Origin of the sequence: Neorhizobium turbinariae, from assembly GCF_023223505.1 — a bacterium.
GTDB lineage: Bacteria > Pseudomonadota > Alphaproteobacteria > Rhizobiales > Rhizobiaceae > Neorhizobium > Neorhizobium turbinariae.
The window spans coordinates 181,046-203,786 of the sequence record NZ_JALPRY010000004.1 but is presented as its reverse complement, the minus strand read 5'-3'; the positions used below and the strand labels follow the sequence as shown (position 1 = coordinate 203,786).

The following is a 22,741-nucleotide window of genomic DNA, read 5'->3' as shown; positions in this document are numbered from 1 at the left end:
GAGGATTGCCGCCGCCGACACCCGCCGACGGCTAAGCTTGCGATCGCTTAGTTGCTGGGCCCGCTGAAGCGTGCCGGATCGATCGCGGCTGCCTTGGCGACCGGCTTGAAGCCGCCGCTCGTGTAGCCCGCGGCATATTCGCTGTTAAGCGTGCGGGTCACGACGCGCGGCGCCTTCATCGAAGCGGTTGCCTCGGCGCGGTTGTTGTTGAGCGCCCACTTGGCCAGCATGTCACCGGTCAGGCCGTTGTTTTTGGCCGCATCACCCGATGCACGCGCCGGGCGGCCGCCCTTGCTGACGCTTGGCATGGCGCCGACCGAAGCGGAAACGGTTGGCCGTGGCGCATCAAATGCGTCGCCGAACTGCATCGACCGGTTGGACGAGGACTGGATCACCTTCGGCGAAACGGCAGCCGTCTGGACCGGGCGCTGTGCCGGCGTCGGCTGTGGCACCGGCGCCGTGGCAGCCGGAAGTGGGGTCGAAGTCGCAACCTGGCCGCTTTCCACGCTCTTTGCGAGCGCTGCAACCAATTCGGCCGTCAGTTCCTGTTCGTTGTCGGCATCCGGCGTCTTGGCCGCCATCACGCTCGAACCTTCAGCCGCGGTGGCGGGCCGCTGGAGAGGCGTTGGAACGGCCGCCAGTTCTTCCGGCAGCGGCATCTGGGCCAGTGAGGCCGTCGTCACCTCTTCCGCGTCACCCTTCAGGCCGCGTGGGCCAAGCAGGGTCGGAACCGGGATCTTGTAGGCGGCAAGGTCGACAAAGCCGGAGTCAGGCTGCTGCTGCGGCACCGGAGCTGATGCCTGCATGGCGAGCGCTTCCTGAGCGGCATTTCGGGCCGGAGAATAAAGTGCGGTTGCAAGGCTGCCCGGTGCGGCATCCGAACGGAAGGCGGGACGCGACAGCGGAACCGGCGCAGTGATCGCCTCCTCCACCTGCCTCGGAGCAGGCGCGGCAGATGCAACAAGCGTCGGCGCTTCGACGGGCTCCGGTGCGGGCTTGGCCGCCGGCGCCGGACGCCGTGCCGTGGCCGGTGCATTGCTTTCTTCGTTGTCTTCCTCCTCGTCGGCACCGCCGCCGCCAAACAGGAAGGCGAGCAGGTTCGGCTGGCGACGCGGTGTGGAATCACCACGAACACCGCCCGCCGTGCTGGCGATCTGGATCGAGTCGGAGCCAACGCGGCGCTTGTAGTCGGCGAGCGCCTTGTCGTAGCCCGGCAGCGGCTTGCCATCCGCCGGCAGGTGGATCGTGTTGCCGTTCGGGAAGATCTGCACCAGTTCCTGGCGCGTCATCCGCGGCCAGGCGCGCACGCCGCCAACATCAAGATGCACGAAGGGCGAACCGGATTTCGGATAATAACCGACGCCGCCAACTTGCATCTGCATTGCGAGCGCGCGCAGCGTCGAGAGCTTTACGCCCGGAATATAGAAGTCCATGGCCTTGCCGAGCATGTGCTGGCTGTTCTTGGCAACGCCGGTATTGCGCGAACGGGTCCGCAGCATGTTGTTGGTTGCCGGAGAACGATAGGCCGAAACCACATGGATGTAATCGGTCGCGCCCGAGCGGCGATAAACCTCCCAGACTAGATCGAACAGCCGCGGATCCATCTTGGCAGGCTCGTTGCGACGCCAGTCGCGCAGGAACTGGTTGATCTGCGCCAGGCCCCGGCTGTCGAACTTGCCGTTGCGCTTGAAGGTGATGGTCGCCTTTTCGCCCGTATGGACGAAATAGAGCTTAAGGCTCTTGTCCTGTGCGGAAGCGGCATTCGCGGAGAAAAACAGCACCGGCAACAAGGCAGAAGCGACGACGCCTGCTGCCACAACGCGTTTGGTGAGCTTGGCGATTAGCCCTGAAAGCCTGCCGCGCCCTGTCTCACCCGAAGGCGTTTGTTCTGCATGATAATCCGGCAAAACGATCCCCGTCCTGTCGACAACGTCCCACGTTGCCTCAAATGACTGCCAAATGCGGTCACACGATGGCAAATGTGCCACACATGTACAAGCTTCTCCCATATAGTCAACAAATGACTAAGGGAAGGTTGACAGAAGGTGACAGGACATCCTTGCCTGAAAGTTAACGGCGCTTAACACACTGCATTCCCTGCCTTTATTGCCGGACCATACAGTAGAATGCAGATTCGCCTCACGCTCTTTAAACAGCTGATTCCGCCGTTACTATCGCTCAAGCTGCTTCCTTCAGCGGATCATCGGGATCAATGCCATAATCCTTGAGCTTGCGGTAAAGCGTCGAGCGTCCGATGCCGAGCTTGCGGGCAACCTGGCTCATCTGGCCGCGATAGAACTTCAATGCGAAGCGGATCAGTTCTTCTTCGACATCGGCGAGCTTGCGGACATCGCCCGCCTCATCGGTGCTGACGATGACGTTCTCGGGCGTCGGATAGGCGGCGGCGAGCATCGCCTTCGCATCCGGCTTCGAAGAATGGGACCGGTCGTTGTTGGAGAACACCGGGGTTTCGGCGAGCGCCTCGCGAACGGCATTTTCGGTCGCTGCGGCAGCCGAAGGTGCGGCAACGGCGATCAGTTCGCGCGAATGGAACTGCGGCACCTGGGCGGCAATCTGCGGGAAGTCGGCCTCGGTCAGCTCGTCGTCCTCAGCCAACACGACTGCGCGGAAGATCGCGTTTTCCAGCTGGCGGATATTGCCGGGCCAATCATAGGCGGTGAGCAGAGCCATGGCGCCGGCGCTGATGTTGACAGTCTGCGGCAGCCGCTGTTCGGCGGAGAAGCGCTCGGCAAACACCCGTACCAGATGCGGGATGTCTTCCTTGCGGCGACGCAGCGCCGGAATCGTGATCGGGAACACGTTCAGCCGGTAATACAGGTCTTCACGGAAACGACCAGCGCGGACTTCTTCAATCAGATCCTTGTTGGTGGCCGAGATCAGGCGGACGTCGACCTTCTGCACCTTGGAGGCGCCAACGGTCTCGATCTCGCCCTGCTGCACGGCGCGCAAGAGCTTCACCTGTACGTCGAGTGGCAGGTCGCCGATCTCGTCGAGGAACAGCGTCCCGCCATCGGCTTCCACGAACTTGCCGGTGTGTTTTTCGGAGGCGCCGGTGAAGGCACCCTTTTCGTGGCCGAACAGGATGCTTTCCACAAGATTATGGGGAATGGCGCCGCAATTGACGGTGATGAACGGCTTGCCGGCACGATCGCTGTTGGACTGGATGGCGCGCGCGATCATTTCCTTGCCGACGCCCGACTCGCCTTCAAGCACGACCGGGATGTTGGAATGAGCTGCACGCTGGGCAAGGTCGACGACCCGCAGCATGTCCGGGCTTGCCGAGATGATGTCGCCGAACCCGACGGAACCGGAGCGGTTGCGACGGCCCTTGGACTTCGATTCCCGCTGGTCGAGCTTCAGCGCATTGGCGATCGAATTGGCGATCCGCTCCGGCGACACGGGCTTCACGACGAAGTCAAAAGCCCCGGCGCGCATGGCCTGCACCACATATTCGATGCTGCCCTGGCCGGTCTGGACGATCACCGGCGTCTCGACACCCTGCTCGCGAATGGTGGCAAGGAATGTCAGGCCATCCATCTGCGGCATCATCAGGTCGAGCACGATGACATTGACGTTGACCGCGCTCCGCTTCAGGAACTCGAGCGCTGCAAGCCCGTTTTCGGCGACATGGGCAACGTGACCGTACCGTTCAACAGCGCTCTTCAACAGGCGACGCTGGATCGGATCGTCATCGACAACGAGGATTTGCGCAATCATGCTCGGCTCCCGGCTACGGTCATCGTGCCCCGGTATGGGCTCTCTTTTCTGAAGCCGGTTGTCTCAGAAAGGCTTGAACATCCCCTTTTGAGAAAAGCTTGCATTTTAACAGCTGCCAAGGAAAACAGATCCCCTGTCAGATCCTCATGATAACAAGGAAGCCGCGATGAATTCCTCCCGCCCTGCGCTCCATCCAGTTCTGGCCACTGCCGCCTCCGGTGCGGCGGCCGATCCCGCGCTCGGCACGCTGCCGGTATGGAAGCTGTCGGACCTTTATCCCGCCAAGGATCACCCGGCGTTCACCGCTGACATGGAAAAGGCCGAAAAGCTCAGCCTGGCCTTCGAGGAGAAGTGGAAGGGCAAGCTTGCCGAGGCGGCAACCAAGACCGGCGCTGGCGGCATCGGCGAGGCGCTGAAGGAATACGAGGCGCTGGACGATCTTCTGGGCAAGCTCGGCTCCTTTGCCGGCCTCACCTATTTCTCCGATACGTCCAACCCGGCAAACGGCAAGTTCTATGGCGACGTGCAGGCCAGGCTCACCGACATGTCGTCCCACCTGCTGTTCTTCGCGCTGGAGCTCAACCGCATCGATGATGCCGTCATGGATACCTGCATGGATCGGGATCCGGCTGCCGGCCATTACCGTCCGTGGATCATTGATCTTCGCAAGGACAAGCCCTTCCAGCTGGACGACAAGCTCGAGCAACTCTTCCTCGACAAGTCGATGACCTCGGCTGCCGCCTTCAACCGTCTGTTCGACGAGACGATGGCGGAACTGCGCTTCGAGGTGGATGGCGAAAAGCTGCCGCTCGAGGTGACGCTCAACATGCTGCAGGAACGTGATCCGGAGGTGCGCGCCAAGGCGGCCGCAGCGCTCTCCAAGACCTTCGGCGAGAACCTGCGCGTCTTCACGCTGATCACCAACACGCTCGCCAAGGATAAGGAAATCTCCGACCGCTGGCGTGGCTTTGAAGACATCGCCGACTCCCGCCACCTCGCAAACCGCGTTGAACGCGAAGTCGTGGACGCGCTGGCGGAAGCCGTGCAGCAGGCCTATCCGCGTCTCTCCCATCGCTATTATGCGATGAAGGCGAAGTGGCTCGGAATGGAGCAGCTGAACTACTGGGACCGCAACGCGCCGCTGCCCGAAACGCCGAACGCGCTGATCCCCTGGCCGGAAGCAAAGAGTATGGTGCTGGATGCCTATCGCGGCTTTGCGCCGGAAATGGCCGATATCGCCGGGCGCTTCTTCGACGAAGAATGGATCGACGCGCCGGCGCGGCCGGGCAAGGCGCCGGGCGCCTTTGCGCATCCGACCGTGCCGTCCGCGCACCCTTACGTGCTCGTCAACTACATGGGCAAGCCACGCGACGTGATGACGCTCGCGCACGAACTCGGCCATGGCGTGCACCAGGTATTGGCCAGCGAACAGGGCGCCCTGATGTGCCAGACGCCGCTGACGCTCGCTGAAACCGCCTCGGTGTTCGGCGAAATGCTGACCTTCCGCGCGCTGCTGGACAAGACCAAGGACAAGCGTGAGCGCAAGGCCATGCTCGCCCAGAAGGTCGAGGACATGATCAACACGGTCGTGCGACAGATCGCCTTCTACCAGTTCGAGCGCAAGCTCCACACGGCCCGGAAGGATGGCGAACTAACCTCCGAACAGATCGGCGAACTGTGGCTCTCGGTACAGGGCGAAAGCCTCGGGCCAGCGATCAAGATCTCCGAAGGCTATGAAACGTGGTGGACCTATATCCCCCACTTCATCCACTCGCCCTTCTATGTCTATGCCTATGCCTTCGGGGACTGCCTGGTGAACTCGCTTTATGCGGTCTACCAGAACGCCGCTCCCGGCTTCCAGCAGAAGTATTTCGAGCTCCTGCGGGCGGGCGGCACCAAGCACCACTCGGAACTCCTGAAGCCGTTCGGCCTCGACGCCACCGACCCGTCCTTCTGGTCGAAGGGCCTGTCGATGATCGAGGGGCTGATCGACGAACTGGAAGCGCTCGACCGCAGCTGACAAGGAGAGACACGTTCTCCCCTGAATTTGCGCGGCATACCGCTTCCTAAAGCTATACAGTTAGTCTAGGCACCTTGGCCCTCTCTCATGATGACGGGAGGGCCACGGTGACGGCAGCTGGAAGCGCATCGCATGACAGATCATCTTCCCTTCGCGCTCTTCCGCGACGACCGCAGCGCCACGAGCCTGGTCTTTGACCGGCCGCGCGAAATCGTGCTGGCGCGCACCGCAAGCGAAATCCTACCGGCGCTTGAAAAACTTGAAGCCGCCCGTCGCGCCGGCTTCTGGCTTGCCGGCTACGTCTCCTATGAAGCCGGGCACATCTTCGAGGAAAAGCTGGCGCCGCTGATCGAAGATGACCGCCCGACCCCGCTCGTCGCCATGGGCATCTTCGACAAGCCGGCAGGCAACGAACATCCGCTCGCCACACCGGGACCGGACCGAGGCGAGGCAGCGCTGTCGGATTTTCGTGCGACCTGGAGCCTGGAGACTTACCGCGAACGCTTCGAGCGCCTGCACACGCACATCCGCCGAGGCGACTGCTACCAGGCCAACCTCACCATGCCTGTCGCGGCGAAATGGACGGGGGACCCGAAGGACCTGTTCTGGTCGCTCATCGAACGCCAGCCGGTGAGCTACGGCGCCCTCATCGACCTTGGCGGCCCGGTTATTCTGTCGCGCTCCCCGGAGCTCTTCTTCTCCGTCGATGCCGACCGGATGATCGAGACGCATCCGATGAAGGGCACGGCGCCACGCGGCGCGAGCGAGGAAGAAGACCAGGCGATCATCGCAGCGATGCTGGCGGACGAGAAAACCCTTGCCGAAAACCGGATGATCGTCGACCTTCTGCGCAACGACATTTCGGTCATCACCGAGGTGGGGTCACTGTCGGTGCCGAAGCTGTTCGAGATCGAAACCTACCCGACGCTGCACCAGATGGTGAGCCACGTGCGTGCGAGGCTCCTGCCCGAAGTTGGCCTGCCTGAGATCCTTGCCGCACTTTTTCCATGTGGCTCCATTACCGGGGCACCGAAGATGTGGGCCATGCGCATCCTGGCCGAGCTCGAACAGACGCCGCGCGACGCCTATTGCGGCGCGATCGGCTGGTGTGATCCGGCAGGACCGATGAAGTTTTCAGTGGCCATTCGCACGCTCAGCCTTTTCAGCGGCGGCACGGCGGTTTTCAATGTCGGTGGCGGTATCGTGTTCGATTCCACCGCCGAGGCGGAGTATGAAGAATGTCTTCTAAAGGCAAGGTTCGCGGCGGGCAGCAGTCCCATCTGTCGCTGATCGAGACCATGCGCTGGGAGCCGGAAACCGGCTTTGCGCGTCTCGACCAACATCTGCGTCGCCTGAAACGGTCGGCGGATGCTCTGGGTTTCCTGGCGGCGCCGGCCGATCTGGTGAAGCAACTCGAAGAGGCGACCAACGGCGCCGAGGCTGCCTTGCGCGTGCGCCTGGAGATGAGCTTTCGCGGCAAGCTGACGATCACCACGACACCCTTCGTGCCGCTTGCCGAAGACACTGTCTGGCGGATCGCGATCGCCAGGGCGCGCATGGATTCCTCCGATCCGATGTACCGGCACAAGACGACCCGGCGCGACCTCTACGAGGCGGCGCGTGCGGAGTTTGCGGCCGACGAAGCTGACGAGGTGCTGCTGCTCAACGAGCGCGACGAACTCTGCGAAGGCACGATCACCAATATCTTTGTCGAAGACATGGATGGCGGACTTGCGACGCCCGCCATTTCCTCCGGCCTTCTTGCCGGCATCCTGCGCGGTGACATGATCCGCAACGGGCGCGCGAAATCGGCGCTCCTGAAGCCGGCCGACCTTGCCGGCCGCACGATCTATGTCGGCAATTCGCTGCGCGGCCTGATCCGAGCCGAACTGCTGCCGGCTTGAGTGAGCGCGACAATATAGCCCGGAAATCAAGGCTGATAACGGCGCGGCTATATCGCCAGGCTCTTTATTATGTCGAGGTTTTGTGATCTAGAGCCTCGCGAATTGCTTGCGTTTAAGCACCCTCATTCGTTTTTACTGCCTAACAAACGGGGCAGCGGACCGGCAGGGCCGCCGATCCAAAGGAGAAAGATATGTCAGACGCGTACTATCCGGTTTATGGCGAGATAACCGGACCGGTTGTGATGATCGGCTTCGGTTCGATCGGACGCGGCACGCTGCCGTTGATCGAACGCCATTTCAAGTTCGACAAGAGCCGGATGGTCGTCATCGACCCGCGCGAAGACGCGTCCGACATGGAGATCCTGAAAAAGCATGGTGTCCGCCACATCAAGGAATATGTGACGAAGGACAACTACAAGGAACTCCTCAAGCCCCTGCTCGATGACGGCAAGGGCGGCCAGGGCTTCTGCGTCAACGTATCCGTCGATACCGGCTCGGTGGACCTGATGCGCTTCTGCCGCGAACTTGATGTCCTTTACATCGACACCGTGGTCGAGCCCTGGCTCGGCTTCTACTTCGACAAGAACATGAAGAACTCCGAGCGCACCAATTATGCGCTGCGCGAAACCCTGCGTGCCGAAAAGCGCAACAACCCGGGCGGCACGACTGCGATTTCCACCTGCGGCGCAAACCCGGGCATGGTCTCCTGGTTCGTCAAGCAGGCGCTGGTCAACCTTGCCAATGACACCGGTCTTTCCTTTGAAGAGCCGGGCCAGCACGATCGCGAAGGCTGGGCCAACCTGATGAAGACGCTCGGCGTCAAGGGCGTGCATATCGCTGAACGCGACACCCAGCGCACCAAGAACCCGAAGCCGCTCAACGTCTTTTGGAACACCTGGTCCGTCGAAGGCTTCATTTCCGAAGGCCTGCAGCCGTCCGAACTCGGCTGGGGCACGCACGAAAAGTGGATGCCGGACAACGCCAAGCAGCACGAAAAGGGCTGCCAGGCGGCGATCTACTTGGAGCAGCCGGGAGCAAACACCCGCGTTCGTACCTGGTGCCCGACGCCTGGGCCGCAGTACGGCTTCCTCGTCACCCACAACGAGTCCATCTCGATCGCCGACTATTACACGGTTCGCGGCAATGACGGCGAAGTCGCCTACCGCCCGACCTGCCACTACGCCTACCATCCGGCGAACGACGCTGTGCTGTCGCTGCACGAAATGTTCGGCAATGGCGGCAATGCCCAGCCGGTCCAGCACGTTCTCGACGAGCATGAACTGGTGGACGGCGTCGACGAACTCGGAGTGCTGCTCTACGGCCACGAAAAGAACGCCTACTGGTTCGGCTCGCGCCTGTCGCTGGAAGAAACCCGCCGCATTGCGCCTTACCAGAACGCAACCGGCCTGCAGGTGACCTCGGCTGTTCTCGCCGGCATGGTCTATGCGCTGGAGAACCCCAAGGCCGGCATCGTTGAAGCCGACGAGATCGACTACAAGCGCTGCCTCGAAGTGCAGATGCCGTATCTCGGACCGGTCGAAGGCCATTATACCGACTGGAACCCGCTCGTCGGCCGTCCGGGCCTCTTCCCGGAAGACATCGACGTGACCGATCCCTGGCAGTTCAAGAACGTTCTCGTTCGCTGATCCAATTTCGATGGCCGCTCGTATCCGCGGGCGGTCATCTGCACTTCTCGACAACTGCCGCCTTTTCGCGGCAAGATCTTGCGTTACATAGCCCGGAGACGGCATGGTTCCGCACCGACGCCGGACCGAATCGCGGAGACAGATGATGAAATTCAAAGCGACCTTTGCGCTCATCGCGGCAGCCAGCTTGACCGCTTGCGTATCTTCCCCGCCCCCGCGCCAGATGGTGTCGGCACCGCAGCCGCAGGGCGTCGAGGGCACGTGGGTGGATCCGAACGGAATCGTTTCGACCTTCCAGGGTGGCACGTTCAACACCCGCTCCAGCGACAGCAATACGCTGCTTGCCTCCGGCACCTACGTAAACCTCTCGCCGACGCTGGTGGAGATCAACATGACCTCGCTGGTGCGCAAGACCCAGTCGCGCGTCAACTGCTCGCTGGTCACCCCTTCGCAGCTCAACTGCACGCAGGATAGCGGCGCCCAGTTCTCGCTGGCGCGCCGCAGCTGACCGGCTGCCGGTCTGCCTTGGAATTCCGAAACCCCGCGCAAGCGGGGTTTTCTGTTTTTGAGCCCCCGCACACGGGCCTTTCTCGCCTTGTATTATTTTCCTTGAAACGGTCCTGCCTTGGTGGAAACATGCCCCACAACGACTGTCACGGTGGGACTGTAGACGGATCGGGTGACGGCCGCGCATCGCTGCCGGCAAAAACAGGAGAGAGACCAGATGATGAAGAGACTGAGGACTGGCCTGCTGACCGTATCGGTCCTTGCCCTTTCCAGCGGCGCAGCGTTTGCCGATTTCGAACTGAACATCCTCCACGTCAACGATTTCCATTCGCGCCTCGAGTCCATCAACAAGACCGACTCCACCTGCTCGGCCGAAGACGAAGGCAAGAATGCCTGCTTTGGCGGCGCTGCCCGCCTGCTGACCGCCATCAACCAGACCCGCGACGAGCTGAAGGCGCAAAACAAGAACGTCATCCTCTTGAACGGCGGCGACAACTTCCAGGGCTCGCTTTTCTACACCACCTACAAGGGTGCGGCCGAAGCCGAGGCGCTCAACGCTATGAAGTTCGACGCCATGACCGTCGGCAACCATGAATTCGATGACAGCGACGACGTGCTGGCAACCTTCCTCGACAAGATCCAGTTCCCGGTTGTCACCGCCAACGTCGTGCCGACGGCGGCCGCCAAGATCGGCGATCGCATCAAGCCCTTCGTCATCCTCGACGTGGGCGGCGAGAAGGTCGGCATCGTCGGCGCCGTGACCAATGAAACGCCGGAGGTCGCAAGTCCCGGTCCGAACATCACCATTGCCGATGATGTCGCCAAGATCACCGAAGCCGTCCAGGCCGTGAAGGCGCAGGGCGTCAACAAGATCATCGCGCTCACGCACGTCGGTTACCCGCGTGACCTCTCGGCGATCGCCAAGATCCCGGATGTCGATGTCGTGGTCGGCGGCCACACCCACACGCTTCTTTCCAACAAGGTCGAGGGCGCCGAAGGCCCCTACCCGACCTGGGTGGACAACAACGGCACCCGGGTGCCGGTCGTGCAGGCTTTCCAGTATTCGCGCTACCTCGGTGACCTCAAGGTCGTCTTCGACGACAACGGCGTCGTCAAGGAAGCCACCGGCGAGCCGATCCTGGTGGATTCGAGCTTCAAGCCTGACGAAGCCATGACCGCGCGCATCAACGAGTTGAAGGCGCCGATCGAGGAACTGAAGAAGAAGGTCGTCGGCTCCGCTGAAGATCTGATCGACGGTGACCGCAAGAACTGCCGCGCCAAGGAATGCAGCATGGGGAACCTGCTTGCCGATGCGCAGCTCGACCGCGTCAAGGACCAGGGCATCACCATCTCGTTCCAGAACGGCGGCGGCCTTCGTGCGTCGATCGACGCCGGCGAAGTCACCATGGGCGAAGTGCTGACAGTGCTGCCGTTCCAGAACACCATCGCCACCTTCCAGCTGAAGGGCAGCGACGTGGTGGCAGCGCTGGAAAACGGCGTCAGCCAGATCGACGACGGCGCAGGCCGCTTCGCACAGGTTGCCGGACTCAAGTATTCCTTCGACCGCTCCAAGCCGGTCGGCAGCCGCGTCAGCGACGTGCAGGTGAAGGACGGCGACAACTTCGTTCCGATCGACCCCAACAAGACCTATGGCGTGGTGACCAACAACTACGTCCGCGGCGGCGGTGACGGCTTTAAGGTTTTCGCCACCAACGCGCAGAATGCCTATGACTTTGGCCCGAACCTCGAGAACGCTGTTGCGGACTACCTGACGGCCCACAACCCCTACAAGCCTTACACGGACGGGCGCATCACCGACCTGACGCCGGCGGACTACACGCCTCCGGCCAAGGAAGCCGCCGCAGCATCCACGCCTGCAGCTCCAGCTCCGGCCGCACCGGCAACCACGGCGCAGGCCCCCTCGACACCAGCAACTCCGGCACCAGCAACTCCGGCACCGGCCGCGCCGACAACGCCTGCCCCTGAGGCCCAGGCTCCGGCAGCCCAGGCGCCCGCTGCAGAAGCTCCTGCGGTAGCCGCTCCGGCCCAGTCGACCGAAGCTGCCCCGTCCGGCCCGACCAAATACACGGTCGTCAAGGGTGACTCCCTCTGGAAGATCGCCGAAGCCACCTATGGCGATGGCGCACGCTGGACGGATATCGCCAAGGCGAACACGCTGCGCCGGCCAAACCACATCGAGATCGGCGACGAACTCGAACTGCCGGCGAAGTAAATTCGTCGTCAACGCCAGCAGGACAATATGTCTCGTTTCTGCAGCCGGTCCGGGCTTTCCCGGACCGGCTTTTGTTTCTACATATCGCGCAACCTTATGGCGCGAAACGCGGCCGCAATTGCGAAAGCCTCACGATGAACCCGAACCCTAATCTGACCCCTGCAAACCACCCGAAGGTGAGCTTCGGAAAAGTGGGCGTGCTGCTCGTCAATCTCGGCACGCCGGATGGCACCGACTATTGGTCCATGCGCCGTTACCTGGCGGAATTCCTGTCCGACCGCCGCGTCATCGAATGGTCCAGGCTCTACTGGTACCCGATCCTCTACGGCATCGTCCTCAACAAGCGGCCACAGAAGGTCGGCAAGGCTTACGAGGAGATCTGGAACAAGGATCGCAACGAAAGTTACCTGCGCACCTATACCCGCAGCCAGGGCGAGCTGATGGCCGAGCGGCTGAAGGACCTGCCGAACGTCGTCGTCGACTGGGCGATGCGCTACGGCAAGCCATCGATCGCTGAGCGCATCGACGCGCTGAAGGAGAAGGGCTGCGAAAGGATCGTGCTCTTTCCGCTTTACCCGCAATATGCCGCCTCGACGACGGCGACCGTCAATGACAAGGCCTTCGAGCATTTGATGAAGCTGCGCTGGCAGCCGGCCGTGCGCACCGTCCCACCCTATCACGACGACCCGGCTTATATCGAGGCGCTGGCAAACTCCGTTCGGCAGACCTATGCGCGCCTCGACTGGGAGCCGGAAATGCTGGTGGCCTCCTTCCACGGCATTCCGCAGTCCTATTTCAAGGCGGGTGATCCCTATTACTGCCACTGTCAGAAGACCGGCCGCCTCCTGAAGGAAGCGCTCGGTCTCAACGACAAGAACTTCATGGTGACCTTCCAGTCCCGCTTCGGACCGGAAGAGTGGCTTCAGCCTTACACCGACAAGACCATGGAAAAGCTCGCGGAACAGGGCATCAAGCGGGTTGCGGTCATGAACCCCGGTTTCGTTTCCGACTGTCTTGAGACACTCGAGGAAATTGCCGGTGAAGCGGGCGAAATCTTCCAGCATCACGGCGGTGAGAAGTTCGTCCATATCCCCTGCCTGAACGACAGCGAGGACGGCATGAACGTGCTCGAAAAGGTCGTTCGCCGCGAACTTCAGGGCTGGGCTTGATCAGACGAGAGGCAGCTTGAACCCTCTCGTCCCGAAATAATCCTGCAGAACCGACGTCGCATCGCCCGATGCGACGCAGCCGAGATAGCCGTCAGGCCGCACCAGGTAAATGGCATCTCTCACGAAGCCGGCGCGTTCGGCTCCGCGAGTCCACGCAAAGGTGCGAAGCGGCAGGCCATTGGCCTTGCACCAGTTAGCGAGCACGCTTGCCGCCTCACCAAAGACCTGCACCTGCCAGCGCATCTCGTTCAGTCCGTCGTGGTTCGAGCGCCCGTCGCCGGTCTCCACCCAGGGCAGCCGATCGCCGCCATGAACGCGACCCGCCCTTCCTTCGCTCAAGGTATGGCCACGGTAGTGGATGCCAATCTGCGATACAGTTCGGAAGATGAACTGCCGCAGCAAAGGCAAGCGCACGAGGACCGGCAGCACGAGCGGCACGATCCTTGTGCGCACGAAGGCGGGAACCGAGCCATTGGCGGTGGCGAGCGAGAACATCTGGTCGGTGGTGCGCACGAGCCGCCGCGCAAAAGCCATTCGCTCCTCCTCGTAGCTGGAAAGCAGCCTGTCTGCGGCCTGCGCGCTCATTTCTCCTTGGAGCACCGTGCGCAGCTTCCAGGCGAGATTGATGGCATCACCAATTCCGGTATTCATCCCTTGCCCACCTGCCGGGCTATGGATATGCGCCGCGTCACCGAGCAGGAAGCCGCGCCCCTTGCGGAACCGCTCCGTCACCCGGTGATGCACCCGGTAGGTCGAGAACCACGCGACCGATTTGACGTCGATCCGCAGATGCCGGACCGCCGCATCGTTGAGGTCGTCGAAACGCATCTGCCCGACGTGCTCCTCGTCTTCCTCCACCGTGCCAACAAGCCGGGCGCGCCGCCCCTCATCGAGCGGAAAGACCGCCAGGAAATCGGAGGTGTCGAGTGCCAGGTTGAGCTCGCCGTTCATTGGCGGCCCATCCGCCTGAATATCCGCGACATAAAAGGTCTGCTGGTAGGTACCGCCGGGGAAACCGACGCCGAGTGCTTTCCGAACAGCCGAACTGGCCCCGTCGCATCCGGCCAGATAACGCGCCTCGGCCACTTCCTCGTTGCCATCCGGCAACGTCAGCCGCACCGTCACGCCGTCTGGCTCTTCCTCGTAACCGTTGAAGGTGGTGTTCCATTCGATCGGGACGCCCGCAGCCTACAGTCGCGACACGAGAAGCTCTTCGTGCCGGTCCTGCGGGTAGATGTAGAGAAACGGGTACCGTGTCTGGCCTTCGCCCAGGCCATCGAGCGGCACGCGGACCCGCCGCTCGCCGCCCACCCATACATTGACGCCCCGCACCCGGTGCCCTTCCGCCAGCACCGCATCCGTCAGCCCCATCTGCTCATAGAGTTCGAGTGTCCGCGCATGCACGGCAAGCGCGCGGGAAGCCGTTCCCGGTCCCGCTGCCTTCGAGATGATCCGCACCGAGACGCCCATGGCATTAAGCCACAGGGCGAGCACCAGCCCTGTCGGTCCTGCCCCGATGATCATCACGTCATGACGCATCCCGGCCTCCTCGATCTCACCGCTAGGCTATCACAGGCGAGGCAAAAGCAAAGGCGTGCGGCCGCGAGCCCCCCTCAACGACGCCGATCGTCCTTGTGGAGCCAAGCCGCATTGAATAGGATCGCCGCAACGAGAAACGGCGGATCGACCGCGGGAGGAAAAACATGGGCTTGGGCGGTTTCGACATAGTGGTGGTCGTATTTGTCCTCTTCGTGATCCTGGTCCTGTTTGCCTCGATCAAGACGGTGCCGCAGGGCTATCGATATACGGTGGAGCGCTTCGGCCGGTACACGCGCACGCTCGAGCCCGGCCTCAACCTGCTGACGCCGTTTATCGAGCGCGTCGGGGTGCGGATGAACGTGATGGAGCAGGTGCTCGACGTGCCGACCCAGGAAGTCATCACCCGCGACAACGCGAGCGTTTCAGCCGATGCCGTCGCCTTCTACCAGGTGCTGAACGCTGCGCAGGCGGCCTACCAGATCTCCAACCTGCAGAACGCCATCCAGAACCTCACCATGACCAATATCCGTTCGGTCATGGGCTCCATGGATCTCGATGAACTGCTGTCCAACCGCGAAGTCATCAACGAGCGCCTGTTGCGCGTGGTCGACGAAGCCGTCGGCCCCTGGGGCATCAAGGTGACGCGCGTCGAGATCAAGGATATCCAGCCACCCGCTGACCTCGTCCAATCCATGGGACGGCAGATGAAGGCGGAGCGCGAAAAGCGCGCCCAGATTCTTGAGGCGGAAGGTGCGCGTGGCGCGCAGATTCTGCGCGCCGAAGGTGCCAAGCAGGCCGCCGTGCTGGAAGCCGAAGGCAAGCGGGAAGCAGCCTTCCGCGAGGCCGAGGCTCGCGAACGTCTGGCAGAAGCGGAAGCCAAAGCCACGCAGGCGGTCTCCGAAGCCATCGCCGCCGGTGATGTGCAGGCGATCAATTATTTCGTGGCGCAGAAATACACCGAGGCGCTGGTGGCGATCGGCAAGGCACCCAATTCCAAGATCGTGCTGATGCCGCTCGAAGCCTCCTCCCTCATCGGCTCACTTGGCGGCATCGGCGCCATTGCCAAGGAAGTGTTCGGCGACAATCCCGGGCCGTCCGGTTCGAACCCGCCACGCCAGCCGTCGCGTCCGCCGACAGGCCCGCGCACCACGGGTACCACCAACCCGGTCGTGCCGCCCTTCGGCCCGTCGTCTGGAAGCTGATCGTCATGCTGCATGACCTCGTCGTCAGCCTCGGCCCGTGGAGCTGGTGGGTGCTCGGCATTCTCCTGCTCGCGGCTGAGCTCATTGTGCCCGGCTTCTTCCTGGTCTGGATCGGCGCAGCCGCGGTCGTGGTGGGAGCGTTGTCGCTTCTGCTTTGGGAAGCCAGCCTCTGGAGCTGGCAGCTCCAGCTGTTGCTGTTTGCGATCCTGTCGGTCGTTTTCGTGCTTGCCGGCCGCCGCTTTTACTCCGGCCGGGGCCATTCGAGCGACGAGCCGCTGCTCAACCGGCGCGGCGAGAGCCTCGTCGGCCGCACGGCGACGCTGCACGAACCGATCGCGGAAGGTCGCGGCCGTATCCGCCTCGATGATACGTGGTGGTCTGTCATGGGGCCGAACCTGCCCGCCGGCACGCAGGTGCGCGTCGTCTCGGCGGCCGGTCGCGATCTGGTGGTGGAAGCCGCCTGAGGATCAGGCGACGCCGACGCGCAGCAGGTCGTGGAAGTGCACGATGCCAACCGGATGACGTGCTTCATCCACCACAAGCAGTGCACCAATGCTGTGCTTGTTGAGGATCGCCATGGCGGCGGTCGCAAGCGTATCCTTGGCAACCGTCTTCGGATTGACCGTCATCACCTGATCGACCGGCGTCTGGCGCAGGTCAAGATCGAGGTGGCGGGAGATGTCGCCGTCGGTGATGACGCCGCACAGGCACCCGTCGTCATCGATGATGCCAACGCAGCCGAACCGCTTGCGCGACAGAACCTCGATCGCCTCGGGCATCAGAACGCCCTTCTTGACGAGCGGAATGCGATCGCCGGTGTGCATCAGGTCGCTCACATGCGAGAGCATCGCGCCGAGCTTGCCGCCCGGATGGTAGACACGGAAATCGGTGGCTGAAAAGCCTCGCGCTTCCAGGAGCGCGACCGCAATGGCATCGCCGAGCGCAAGCTGCATCAGCGTGGATGTCGTCGGGGCAAGCCCGTGCGGGCAGGCTTCCTGCTCCTTGGGGAGCAGCAGGACGTAATCAGCCTGCCGGGCAAGCGTTGAAAACTCGCCGGAGGTGATCGCTACGAGAGGAATGGAGAACCGGCGCGTGAAGGTGACCACGCCGCGAAGCTCGGCCGTTTCGCCACCCCAGGACAAGGCGAGCACCACGTCCGCAGAGGTGATCATGCCGAGATCGCCGTGGTTGGCTTCATTGGCATCCACGAAGAAGGCCGGCGTGCCGGTGGAGGCAAGGCTCGCGGCGATCTTGCGGCCAATATGACCACTCTTGCCGACGCCGGTGATGATCACCCGCCCCTCGATGTCGCCAATCACTTCGACAACCTTGCGGAAGGTCTCGCCCAGCTTCCCCTGAAGTGCCTGCTCCAGAGCGTCAAGACCCTGTTTTCCGAAGGAAACCGTACGCAGAGCCGAGTCCAGGACATCGTGCTCGACCAGTTGTAACGCTCTCTTGATCATGGGTGAGCCTTAGACCTTTTTGCCTTCCAAGTCCATGCGCGACCTCTACTGGACCGGTTATGGCGCCCGAAACCAAAATTTAACCACATGGCTTTACGTTTGGGTAAGTATTGATCATCCGGGCGGATCCATGACCGAAACCACAGCCAGAGGCAGGACGCGGAAGCGGCGCAGCAAGACGTTTGTCCTCCTGCTGGCCTGCTCGGCGCTGGCCTCGCCGGCGCTCGCGCAAGACCGTCCCCTTTTTCCGGCGCAGGGAAGCGGCCTTCCTTCAGCAACCAGCGCAACGCCCAGCGCCGCTCCATCGGGACCGGATGGAGCCATCGAAGAGGCCGCTCAGGATGGCACCGCGGTTCCCGACTACACCGCCTCCATCTCGGCCGACGGTCCGGACGAAGAACCCCTTTACGCAGAAGATCTGAACCGGCCGGCCGACCCGCCGCTCGATACCTTCGACGAACTCATCAACACCCGCGACCCGCTGCGCACGCGAACGGAAACGCCCGGCATCAGGCTTGGCACCTTCCTGCTGCGCCCATCGGTCAACCAGAGCATCAACACTGAACGCACCAAATCGGGCGGCTCCACCGAGCGCCGCGACTACCTCTCCACCAATATCCGCGGCACCTTGACCTCCGACTGGTCGCGCCATGCGCTCACCGTCACCGGCAGCGGCACGTATGAGCGCAATATCAACGGCGGCCAGGATGGGCTGCGCCCAGAGGCCGGGATTGATGCGGACCTGCGCCTCGACCTCGCGGGCGATACGCAAGCGCATGTCACCGGCGGATACAGTTTTACCCGCGAAGAGGATTACGATCCGAACGCGATCGGCAACGCCGACACCCAGTCCGGCGTCCATGAGTTTCGCGCTGGCGCGTCGATCCAGCGCGACTTCGGCAAGGTGCGCGGGCTGGCTGCAGTCGATGTGACTCGCTTGAACTATACCGATGCGGAGCTGTCCGACGGCAGTTCGCTCAGCATGAGGGACCGCAACCGCACCGGCATCGACGGTCGCCTGCGTCTCGGCTACGAGCTTTCGCCGGCGCTGATCCCCTTCGTGGAAGTGGCGACGGGCCGCACGCTTTATGAGTTGCGCCGCGACAACAACGGTTATGCCCGCTCCTCGCAAAGTTATGCCGCCCGCACTGGCGTCGAATTCGACTTTGGCGAGAAACTGCGCGGCGAAATCGGCGCCGGTTACGAAATTGTCGATTACGAAGACAGCCGCCTGAACTCTCTCGACGCCTTCACCGTCGATGGCAGCGTCCGCTGGTCGCCGCAACGGGGCACGGATGTCGATCTTGGGTTGCGCACCACGGTGCAGGATGCAACGGCGGCCGGCCAGAGTGGCTGGGTCGAATACCAGGCAACTGCCGCTGTCGCCCATGAAATGCGCGACAACCTCGTGGCACGCCTAACCAGCACGACCACGCTTCGCGACCTGCAGAACGGCCGCAGCGATGAGACCGTTTGGGTGGGTGGTGCGGGCCTCGCCTGGGCGGTCAACCGCTACCTCGATGTCACCGGCAACGTCGAATACGAACGCGTCACGGGCGGCGGCGCCAATGACAGCACTTTGCGGGCCGGCATCGGCATGACCGTCAAGCGGTGACGAGAAAGCCCGGGCTTGCGGCCCGGGCTTTTTGATTTTCGCGGCAGAAGCGGAGATTACTTCAGCGAAGCGAGCAGCGCCTTCATCGGCTCTTCGATCGAAGGACGGATGTCCTCGCGCTTCAGCGCAAATGCGAGGTTCGCCAGGATGAAGCCATCCTTCGCGCCGCAGTCATAGGTTTCACCCTTGAACGGATAGGCGGCAAATTCCTGCGACTTCGCAAGTGTCAGCATGCCGTCCGTCAGCTGGATCTCGTTGCCCGCGCCGCGTTCCTGCGTTTCGAGGATCTTGAAGATCTCCGGCTGCAGGATGTAGCGCCCGTTGATGTAAAGGTTGGAGGGTGCCGTACCCTTCGGCGGCTTCTCCACCATCTGGGTGATCTTGAAGCCTTCGCCGATGGCGTCACCGACGCCGACGATACCGTATTTATGGGCCAGTTCCGGATCGCATTCCTGCACGGCGATCACGTTGCCGCCGCTCTGGGCGTAAAGGTCGACCATGCCCTTCAGGCAGCCCTTTTCACCTGACATGATCATGTCCGGCAACAGCACTGCAAAGGGTTCGTCGCCGACGATGTCGCGCGCGCACCACACAGCGTGGCCAAGCCCAAGAGGCACCTGCTGGCGGGTGAAGCTTGCGGTACCGGCTACCGGCAGAAGTCCTGCAAGCAGCGTCAGTTCGGCATTCTTGTTGCGCTCGCGCAGCATCTGCTCGAGCTCGTACTGGATATCGAAATAGTCTTCGATGACGCCCTTGCCGCGCCCGGTCACGAACACGAAGTGTTCGATACCGGCTTCAGCCGCTTCGTCGACGACATACTGGATGACCGGCTTGTCGACCACCGTGAGCATTTCCTTCGGAACTGCCTTGGTTGCCGGCAGAAAGCGCGTGCCGAGACCCGCGACGGGGAACACTGCCTTACGGATCTTTTGTTGTTGTGCCACTCATGCCTCCTGAAAGCACGTCATTGTGCAAAATCCACCATTTCAGCGTTTATGGGCGACATTATTACCGTTTGAGAAACACTGCCGCCGGTCGGCGGGATATGGTAAAGAATTTGTTGACCCTTGATGTGTTATTACGTCGTTAAGCCGCATGCCACTCTTGCCGCAAGGCATAGACACAAGAAGATTGGACACGACTGCCGATGAAGACCCCTCGCATCAATTTCCTCCGTGGAGCCCTTCTGTCCCTGGCTTTCGGACTGACCGCGGCCATGCCGATAGATGCTCAGGCAGACGCCGGTTTCAAGGCGTGGATCGCAAATTTCTACGAGACGGCCGCCAAGGCCGGCATCTCGCGCAGCACCTATCAGCGCGCCTTTGCAGGCATTTCCGAGCCTGACCGCAACGTGCTGGAGAAGGCTGCCTACCAGCCGGAGTTCAAGTCGCGCATCTGGGATTACCTTGACAGCCGGGTGAACCCTTACACCGTGAAGATCGGTCGCGAGATGGCCGCCAAGCACGGCTCGACGCTCAACGCGCTGGAGCGTCACTTTGGCGTCGACAAGCACATCCTGCTGGCGATCTGGTCGATGGAATCCAATTATGGGGCAGCGCTCGACAATCCGGACCGCCTGCACCACGTGCCGCAGGCTCTCGCCACACTGGCCTGGGGTGACAAGAAGCGCGCCAAGTTTGCCCGCACCCAGCTGACCGCCGCATTGAAGATCCTTCAGTCCGGCGATGTCACGCCGAAGCAGCTGACCGGTTCCTGGGCAGGCGCCATGGGCCATACCCAGTTCATCCCGACGAGCTACCTGCTTTATTCCGTGGATGCGGATGGAAACGGCAAGCGTGACATCTGGCATTCGGTGCCGGATGCGCTCGCGACCGCGGCCAACCTTTTGAAGAAAAACGGCTGGCAGACCGGCAAGACCTGGGGTTACGAGGCCGTTCTTCCCGCCGGCGCTGCCAAGTATGAGGGCCAGACCAAGACGCTTGCCCAATGGGCGGCACTCGGTTTTGCCCGTCCGAACGGCAAGGGTTTCCCGCGCGGTAGCGATCGCGCCGAACTGAAGCTGCTGGCAGGCCCCAATGGCCCGGCATTCCTGATGCTGAAGAACTTCTTTGTCGTCAAACGCTACAATGCGGCCGACAGCTACGCGCTGGCCGTGGGGCTCCTGGCGGATGAGATCGCCGGCTACGGCGGCGTCCAGCAGCGCTGGCCCCGTCCGCAGGGCACGCTCGATATTCGCGAGAAGTTCGAGCTGCAGTCGCGCATGAAGGAACTTGGCTATTACAACGGCGAAGTGGATGGCAATTTCGGCTCGGGCTCAAAAGCTGCGATTTCCGAGATCCAGAAGCGCCTTGGCATGCAGCAAAGCGGCGAGCCTTCACAGCGGCTTCTCGAAGCTTTGCGTTGACATCGAGGCTGGATGCCCCACATCGTCGGCGGGTAATGAGACGTGCGGGAAGTCGTGGCCGTGAAACCGAGGCAGCATAACAACATCTGGAGCAAGGCAGGGGCGCTCCTGCTTGTGTTCGTGCTGGCCGTGCCTCACCCGGCATCCGCGCAAGAGCGGGTGCCGCGCCGCAACGTCTTGGAAATGCTGTTTGGCGGCCCGCGTTACGAACGGCCGCCACCGCCCCGCTGGGGCCAGAACGAACGACGCGGCTTTGAGCGGCGTTATTATCGCGACGGCTCGGTCGTTGACGTTCCGACCCGTCCGAAGAACCGTCCACCCGTACGCCGCACGAGACCTGCTGCTCCGGCACCGGTTCCCGCCGTCGCCGCGCCAGCTGCACCTGAACCCGTTGCCAAGATCGAGAACGCCAAGCAGGTCCTGGTGATCGGCGACTTCATGGCGGGCGGCATCGGCAGCGAGCTGGAACAGACCTTCGCCGCCTCCCCCGGCGTCGCGATCGCCGAACGCAGCAACGTTTCGTCCGGCCTTGTCCGCGAGGACCACTACAACTGGCAGCAGAAGCTCCCGGAATTCCTTGATGAAGTGAAGCCGGCCGTCGTCATCGTGATGATAGGCGCCAATGACCGGCAGCAGATGCAGATCGGCGACAACGCGCGCGAAAAATTCCGCACCGACGCCTGGTTCAAGGAATACGAAGAGCGCGGCGCGCGCCTTGCCGACGTCGTTGTCCAGCGAAAGCTGCCGCTGCTTTGGGTCGGCCTGCCGGCCTTCCAGTCACCGTCGATGACCGCCGACGCGGTGACGCTCAACGCCATCTATCGCAGCCAGGTCGAGAAGGTCGGTGGCGAGTTCGTCGATATCTGGGACGGGTTCGTCGACGAAGACGGCAAGTTCGTCATCACCGGCTCGGACGTCAACGGCCAGCAGGTACGCCTGCGCGGCTCGGACGGTATCAACTTTACCAAGGCGGGTAAGAAGAAGCTCGCCTTCTATGTGGAGAAGTTCCTGCGCCGGCACCTGGGCGACATGGCCAGCCCCGACTTGGCAAAGCTCGACGGCTCCAACCTGCCCGAACTCCTGACGCTGCCTCCCTCGCCGGAAGGCGTCGTGGTTCCGACACACCCAATCAGCCTGTCCGATCCGGAACTGGACGGCGGCAAGGACCTGCTGGGTGCTGCGCCGCTGCCATCCGTGAATATCGAAACCCCACGCGACAAGCTCGTGAAGCGCGGTGAGATCGCCCCGCCGCCGCCCGGACGCATCGACGACTACCGGATCGTCAAGTAGCGCCAATCGATCCCACCAGGCGGATCCAGGATCCTTTGCACAAACAGAAA

General features: G+C 62.4%; 16 protein-coding genes and 1 pseudogene. 12 read left to right on the top strand and 5 right to left on the bottom strand.

Going from position 1 to position 22,741, the window contains the following annotated elements; genetic code table 11:
• Positions 1-47: 47 nt before the first annotated feature.
• Positions 48-1,907 (bottom strand): DUF882 domain-containing protein, encoded by a 1,860-nt coding sequence (locus tag M0654_RS04040; protein WP_248681949.1) that lies wholly within the window; start codon positions 1,905-1,907, stop codon positions 48-50.
• 271 nt (positions 1,908-2,178) lie between these two features.
• Positions 2,179-3,738 carry a sigma-54-dependent transcriptional regulator gene (locus tag M0654_RS04035; RefSeq protein WP_248681948.1) on the bottom strand — a complete coding sequence of 520 codons (1,560 nt, stop codon included), beginning with the start codon at positions 3,736-3,738 and terminating at the stop codon, positions 2,179-2,181.
• A 166-nt stretch (positions 3,739-3,904) separates the two neighbouring features.
• Between M0654_RS04035 and M0654_RS04030 the strand changes: the two genes are divergently transcribed.
• From M0654_RS04030 to hemH, 7 genes are all read left to right on the top strand, one after another.
• Positions 3,905-5,758, top strand: a complete 1,854-nt coding sequence (locus M0654_RS04030) for a M3 family oligoendopeptidase (protein WP_248681947.1) — start codon at positions 3,905-3,907, stop codon at positions 5,756-5,758.
• A gap of 132 nt (positions 5,759-5,890) precedes the next feature.
• Entirely contained in the window at positions 5,891-7,048 is a 1,158-nt protein-coding gene (locus tag M0654_RS04025; RefSeq protein WP_248681946.1) for an aminodeoxychorismate synthase component I, read from the top strand.
• Entirely contained in the window at positions 6,997-7,662 is a 666-nt protein-coding gene (locus M0654_RS04020) for an aminotransferase class IV family protein (RefSeq protein ID WP_248681945.1), read from the top strand. The genes M0654_RS04025 and M0654_RS04020 overlap by 52 nt, the downstream gene beginning before the upstream one ends.
• 191 nt (positions 7,663-7,853) lie before the next feature.
• Positions 7,854-9,308: a homospermidine synthase gene (locus M0654_RS04015; protein ID WP_248681944.1), complete on the top strand. Its 1,455-nt coding sequence runs from the start codon at positions 7,854-7,856 to the stop codon at positions 9,306-9,308.
• Between the two features lie 145 nt (positions 9,309-9,453).
• Positions 9,454-9,816 carry an outer membrane lipoprotein Omp10 gene (gene omp10 / locus M0654_RS04010; RefSeq protein ID WP_118851611.1) on the top strand — a complete coding sequence of 121 codons (363 nt, stop codon included), beginning with the start codon at positions 9,454-9,456 and terminating at the stop codon, positions 9,814-9,816.
• Positions 9,817-10,032: 216 nt separating this feature from the next.
• Positions 10,033-12,048 (top strand): 5'-nucleotidase C-terminal domain-containing protein, encoded by a 2,016-nt coding sequence (locus M0654_RS04005; protein ID WP_248681943.1) that lies wholly within the window; start codon positions 10,033-10,035, stop codon positions 12,046-12,048.
• 134 nt (positions 12,049-12,182) lie between these two features.
• The gene (gene hemH, locus M0654_RS04000) at positions 12,183-13,217 is read left to right on the top strand and encodes a ferrochelatase (protein ID WP_248681942.1); all 1,035 of its coding nucleotides are present in this window, start codon (positions 12,183-12,185) and stop codon (positions 13,215-13,217) included.
• Here the strand turns inward: hemH and M0654_RS03995 are convergent.
• Positions 13,218-14,741, bottom strand: a pseudogene (locus tag M0654_RS03995) (FAD-dependent monooxygenase).
• 179 nt (positions 14,742-14,920) lie between these two features.
• On the opposite strand from M0654_RS03995, the gene M0654_RS03990 reads away from it, so the two are divergent.
• Positions 14,921-15,958, top strand: a complete 1,038-nt coding sequence (locus M0654_RS03990) for an SPFH domain-containing protein (RefSeq protein WP_248681941.1) — start codon at positions 14,921-14,923, stop codon at positions 15,956-15,958.
• 5 nt (positions 15,959-15,963) lie between these two features.
• Positions 15,964-16,422, top strand: a complete 459-nt coding sequence (locus M0654_RS03985) for an NfeD family protein (protein WP_118850417.1) — start codon at positions 15,964-15,966, stop codon at positions 16,420-16,422.
• 3 nt (positions 16,423-16,425) lie between these two features.
• Here M0654_RS03985 and M0654_RS03980 read toward each other — a convergent pair whose 3' ends face one another.
• Positions 16,426-17,421: a KpsF/GutQ family sugar-phosphate isomerase gene (locus M0654_RS03980; RefSeq protein WP_118850418.1), complete on the bottom strand. Its 996-nt coding sequence runs from the start codon at positions 17,419-17,421 to the stop codon at positions 16,426-16,428.
• Positions 17,422-17,551: 130 nt separating this feature from the next.
• Here M0654_RS03980 and M0654_RS03975 point away from each other — a divergent pair, with 130 nt between their 5' ends.
• Positions 17,552-19,036: an outer membrane beta-barrel protein gene (locus M0654_RS03975; protein WP_248681940.1), complete on the top strand. Its 1,485-nt coding sequence runs from the start codon at positions 17,552-17,554 to the stop codon at positions 19,034-19,036.
• Positions 19,037-19,092: 56 nt separating this feature from the next.
• Here M0654_RS03975 and galU read toward each other — a convergent pair whose 3' ends face one another.
• On the bottom strand, positions 19,093-19,980 hold the full coding sequence (galU, locus tag M0654_RS03970) for a UTP--glucose-1-phosphate uridylyltransferase GalU (RefSeq protein ID WP_248681939.1): 888 nt from the start codon (positions 19,978-19,980) through the stop codon (positions 19,093-19,095).
• Positions 19,981-20,252: 272 nt separating this feature from the next.
• Here galU and M0654_RS03965 point away from each other — a divergent pair, with 272 nt between their 5' ends.
• Together M0654_RS03965 and M0654_RS03960 are read left to right on the top strand one after the other, a co-directional pair.
• A complete protein-coding gene (locus M0654_RS03965) occupies positions 20,253-21,401 on the top strand; it encodes a lytic murein transglycosylase (protein ID WP_248682005.1) in 1,149 nt (382 codons plus the stop codon).
• Positions 21,402-21,461: 60 nt separating this feature from the next.
• Positions 21,462-22,691 carry an SGNH/GDSL hydrolase family protein gene (locus M0654_RS03960; protein WP_248681938.1) on the top strand — a complete coding sequence of 410 codons (1,230 nt, stop codon included), beginning with the start codon at positions 21,462-21,464 and terminating at the stop codon, positions 22,689-22,691.
• The last annotated feature ends 50 nt before the right edge of the window (positions 22,692-22,741 follow it).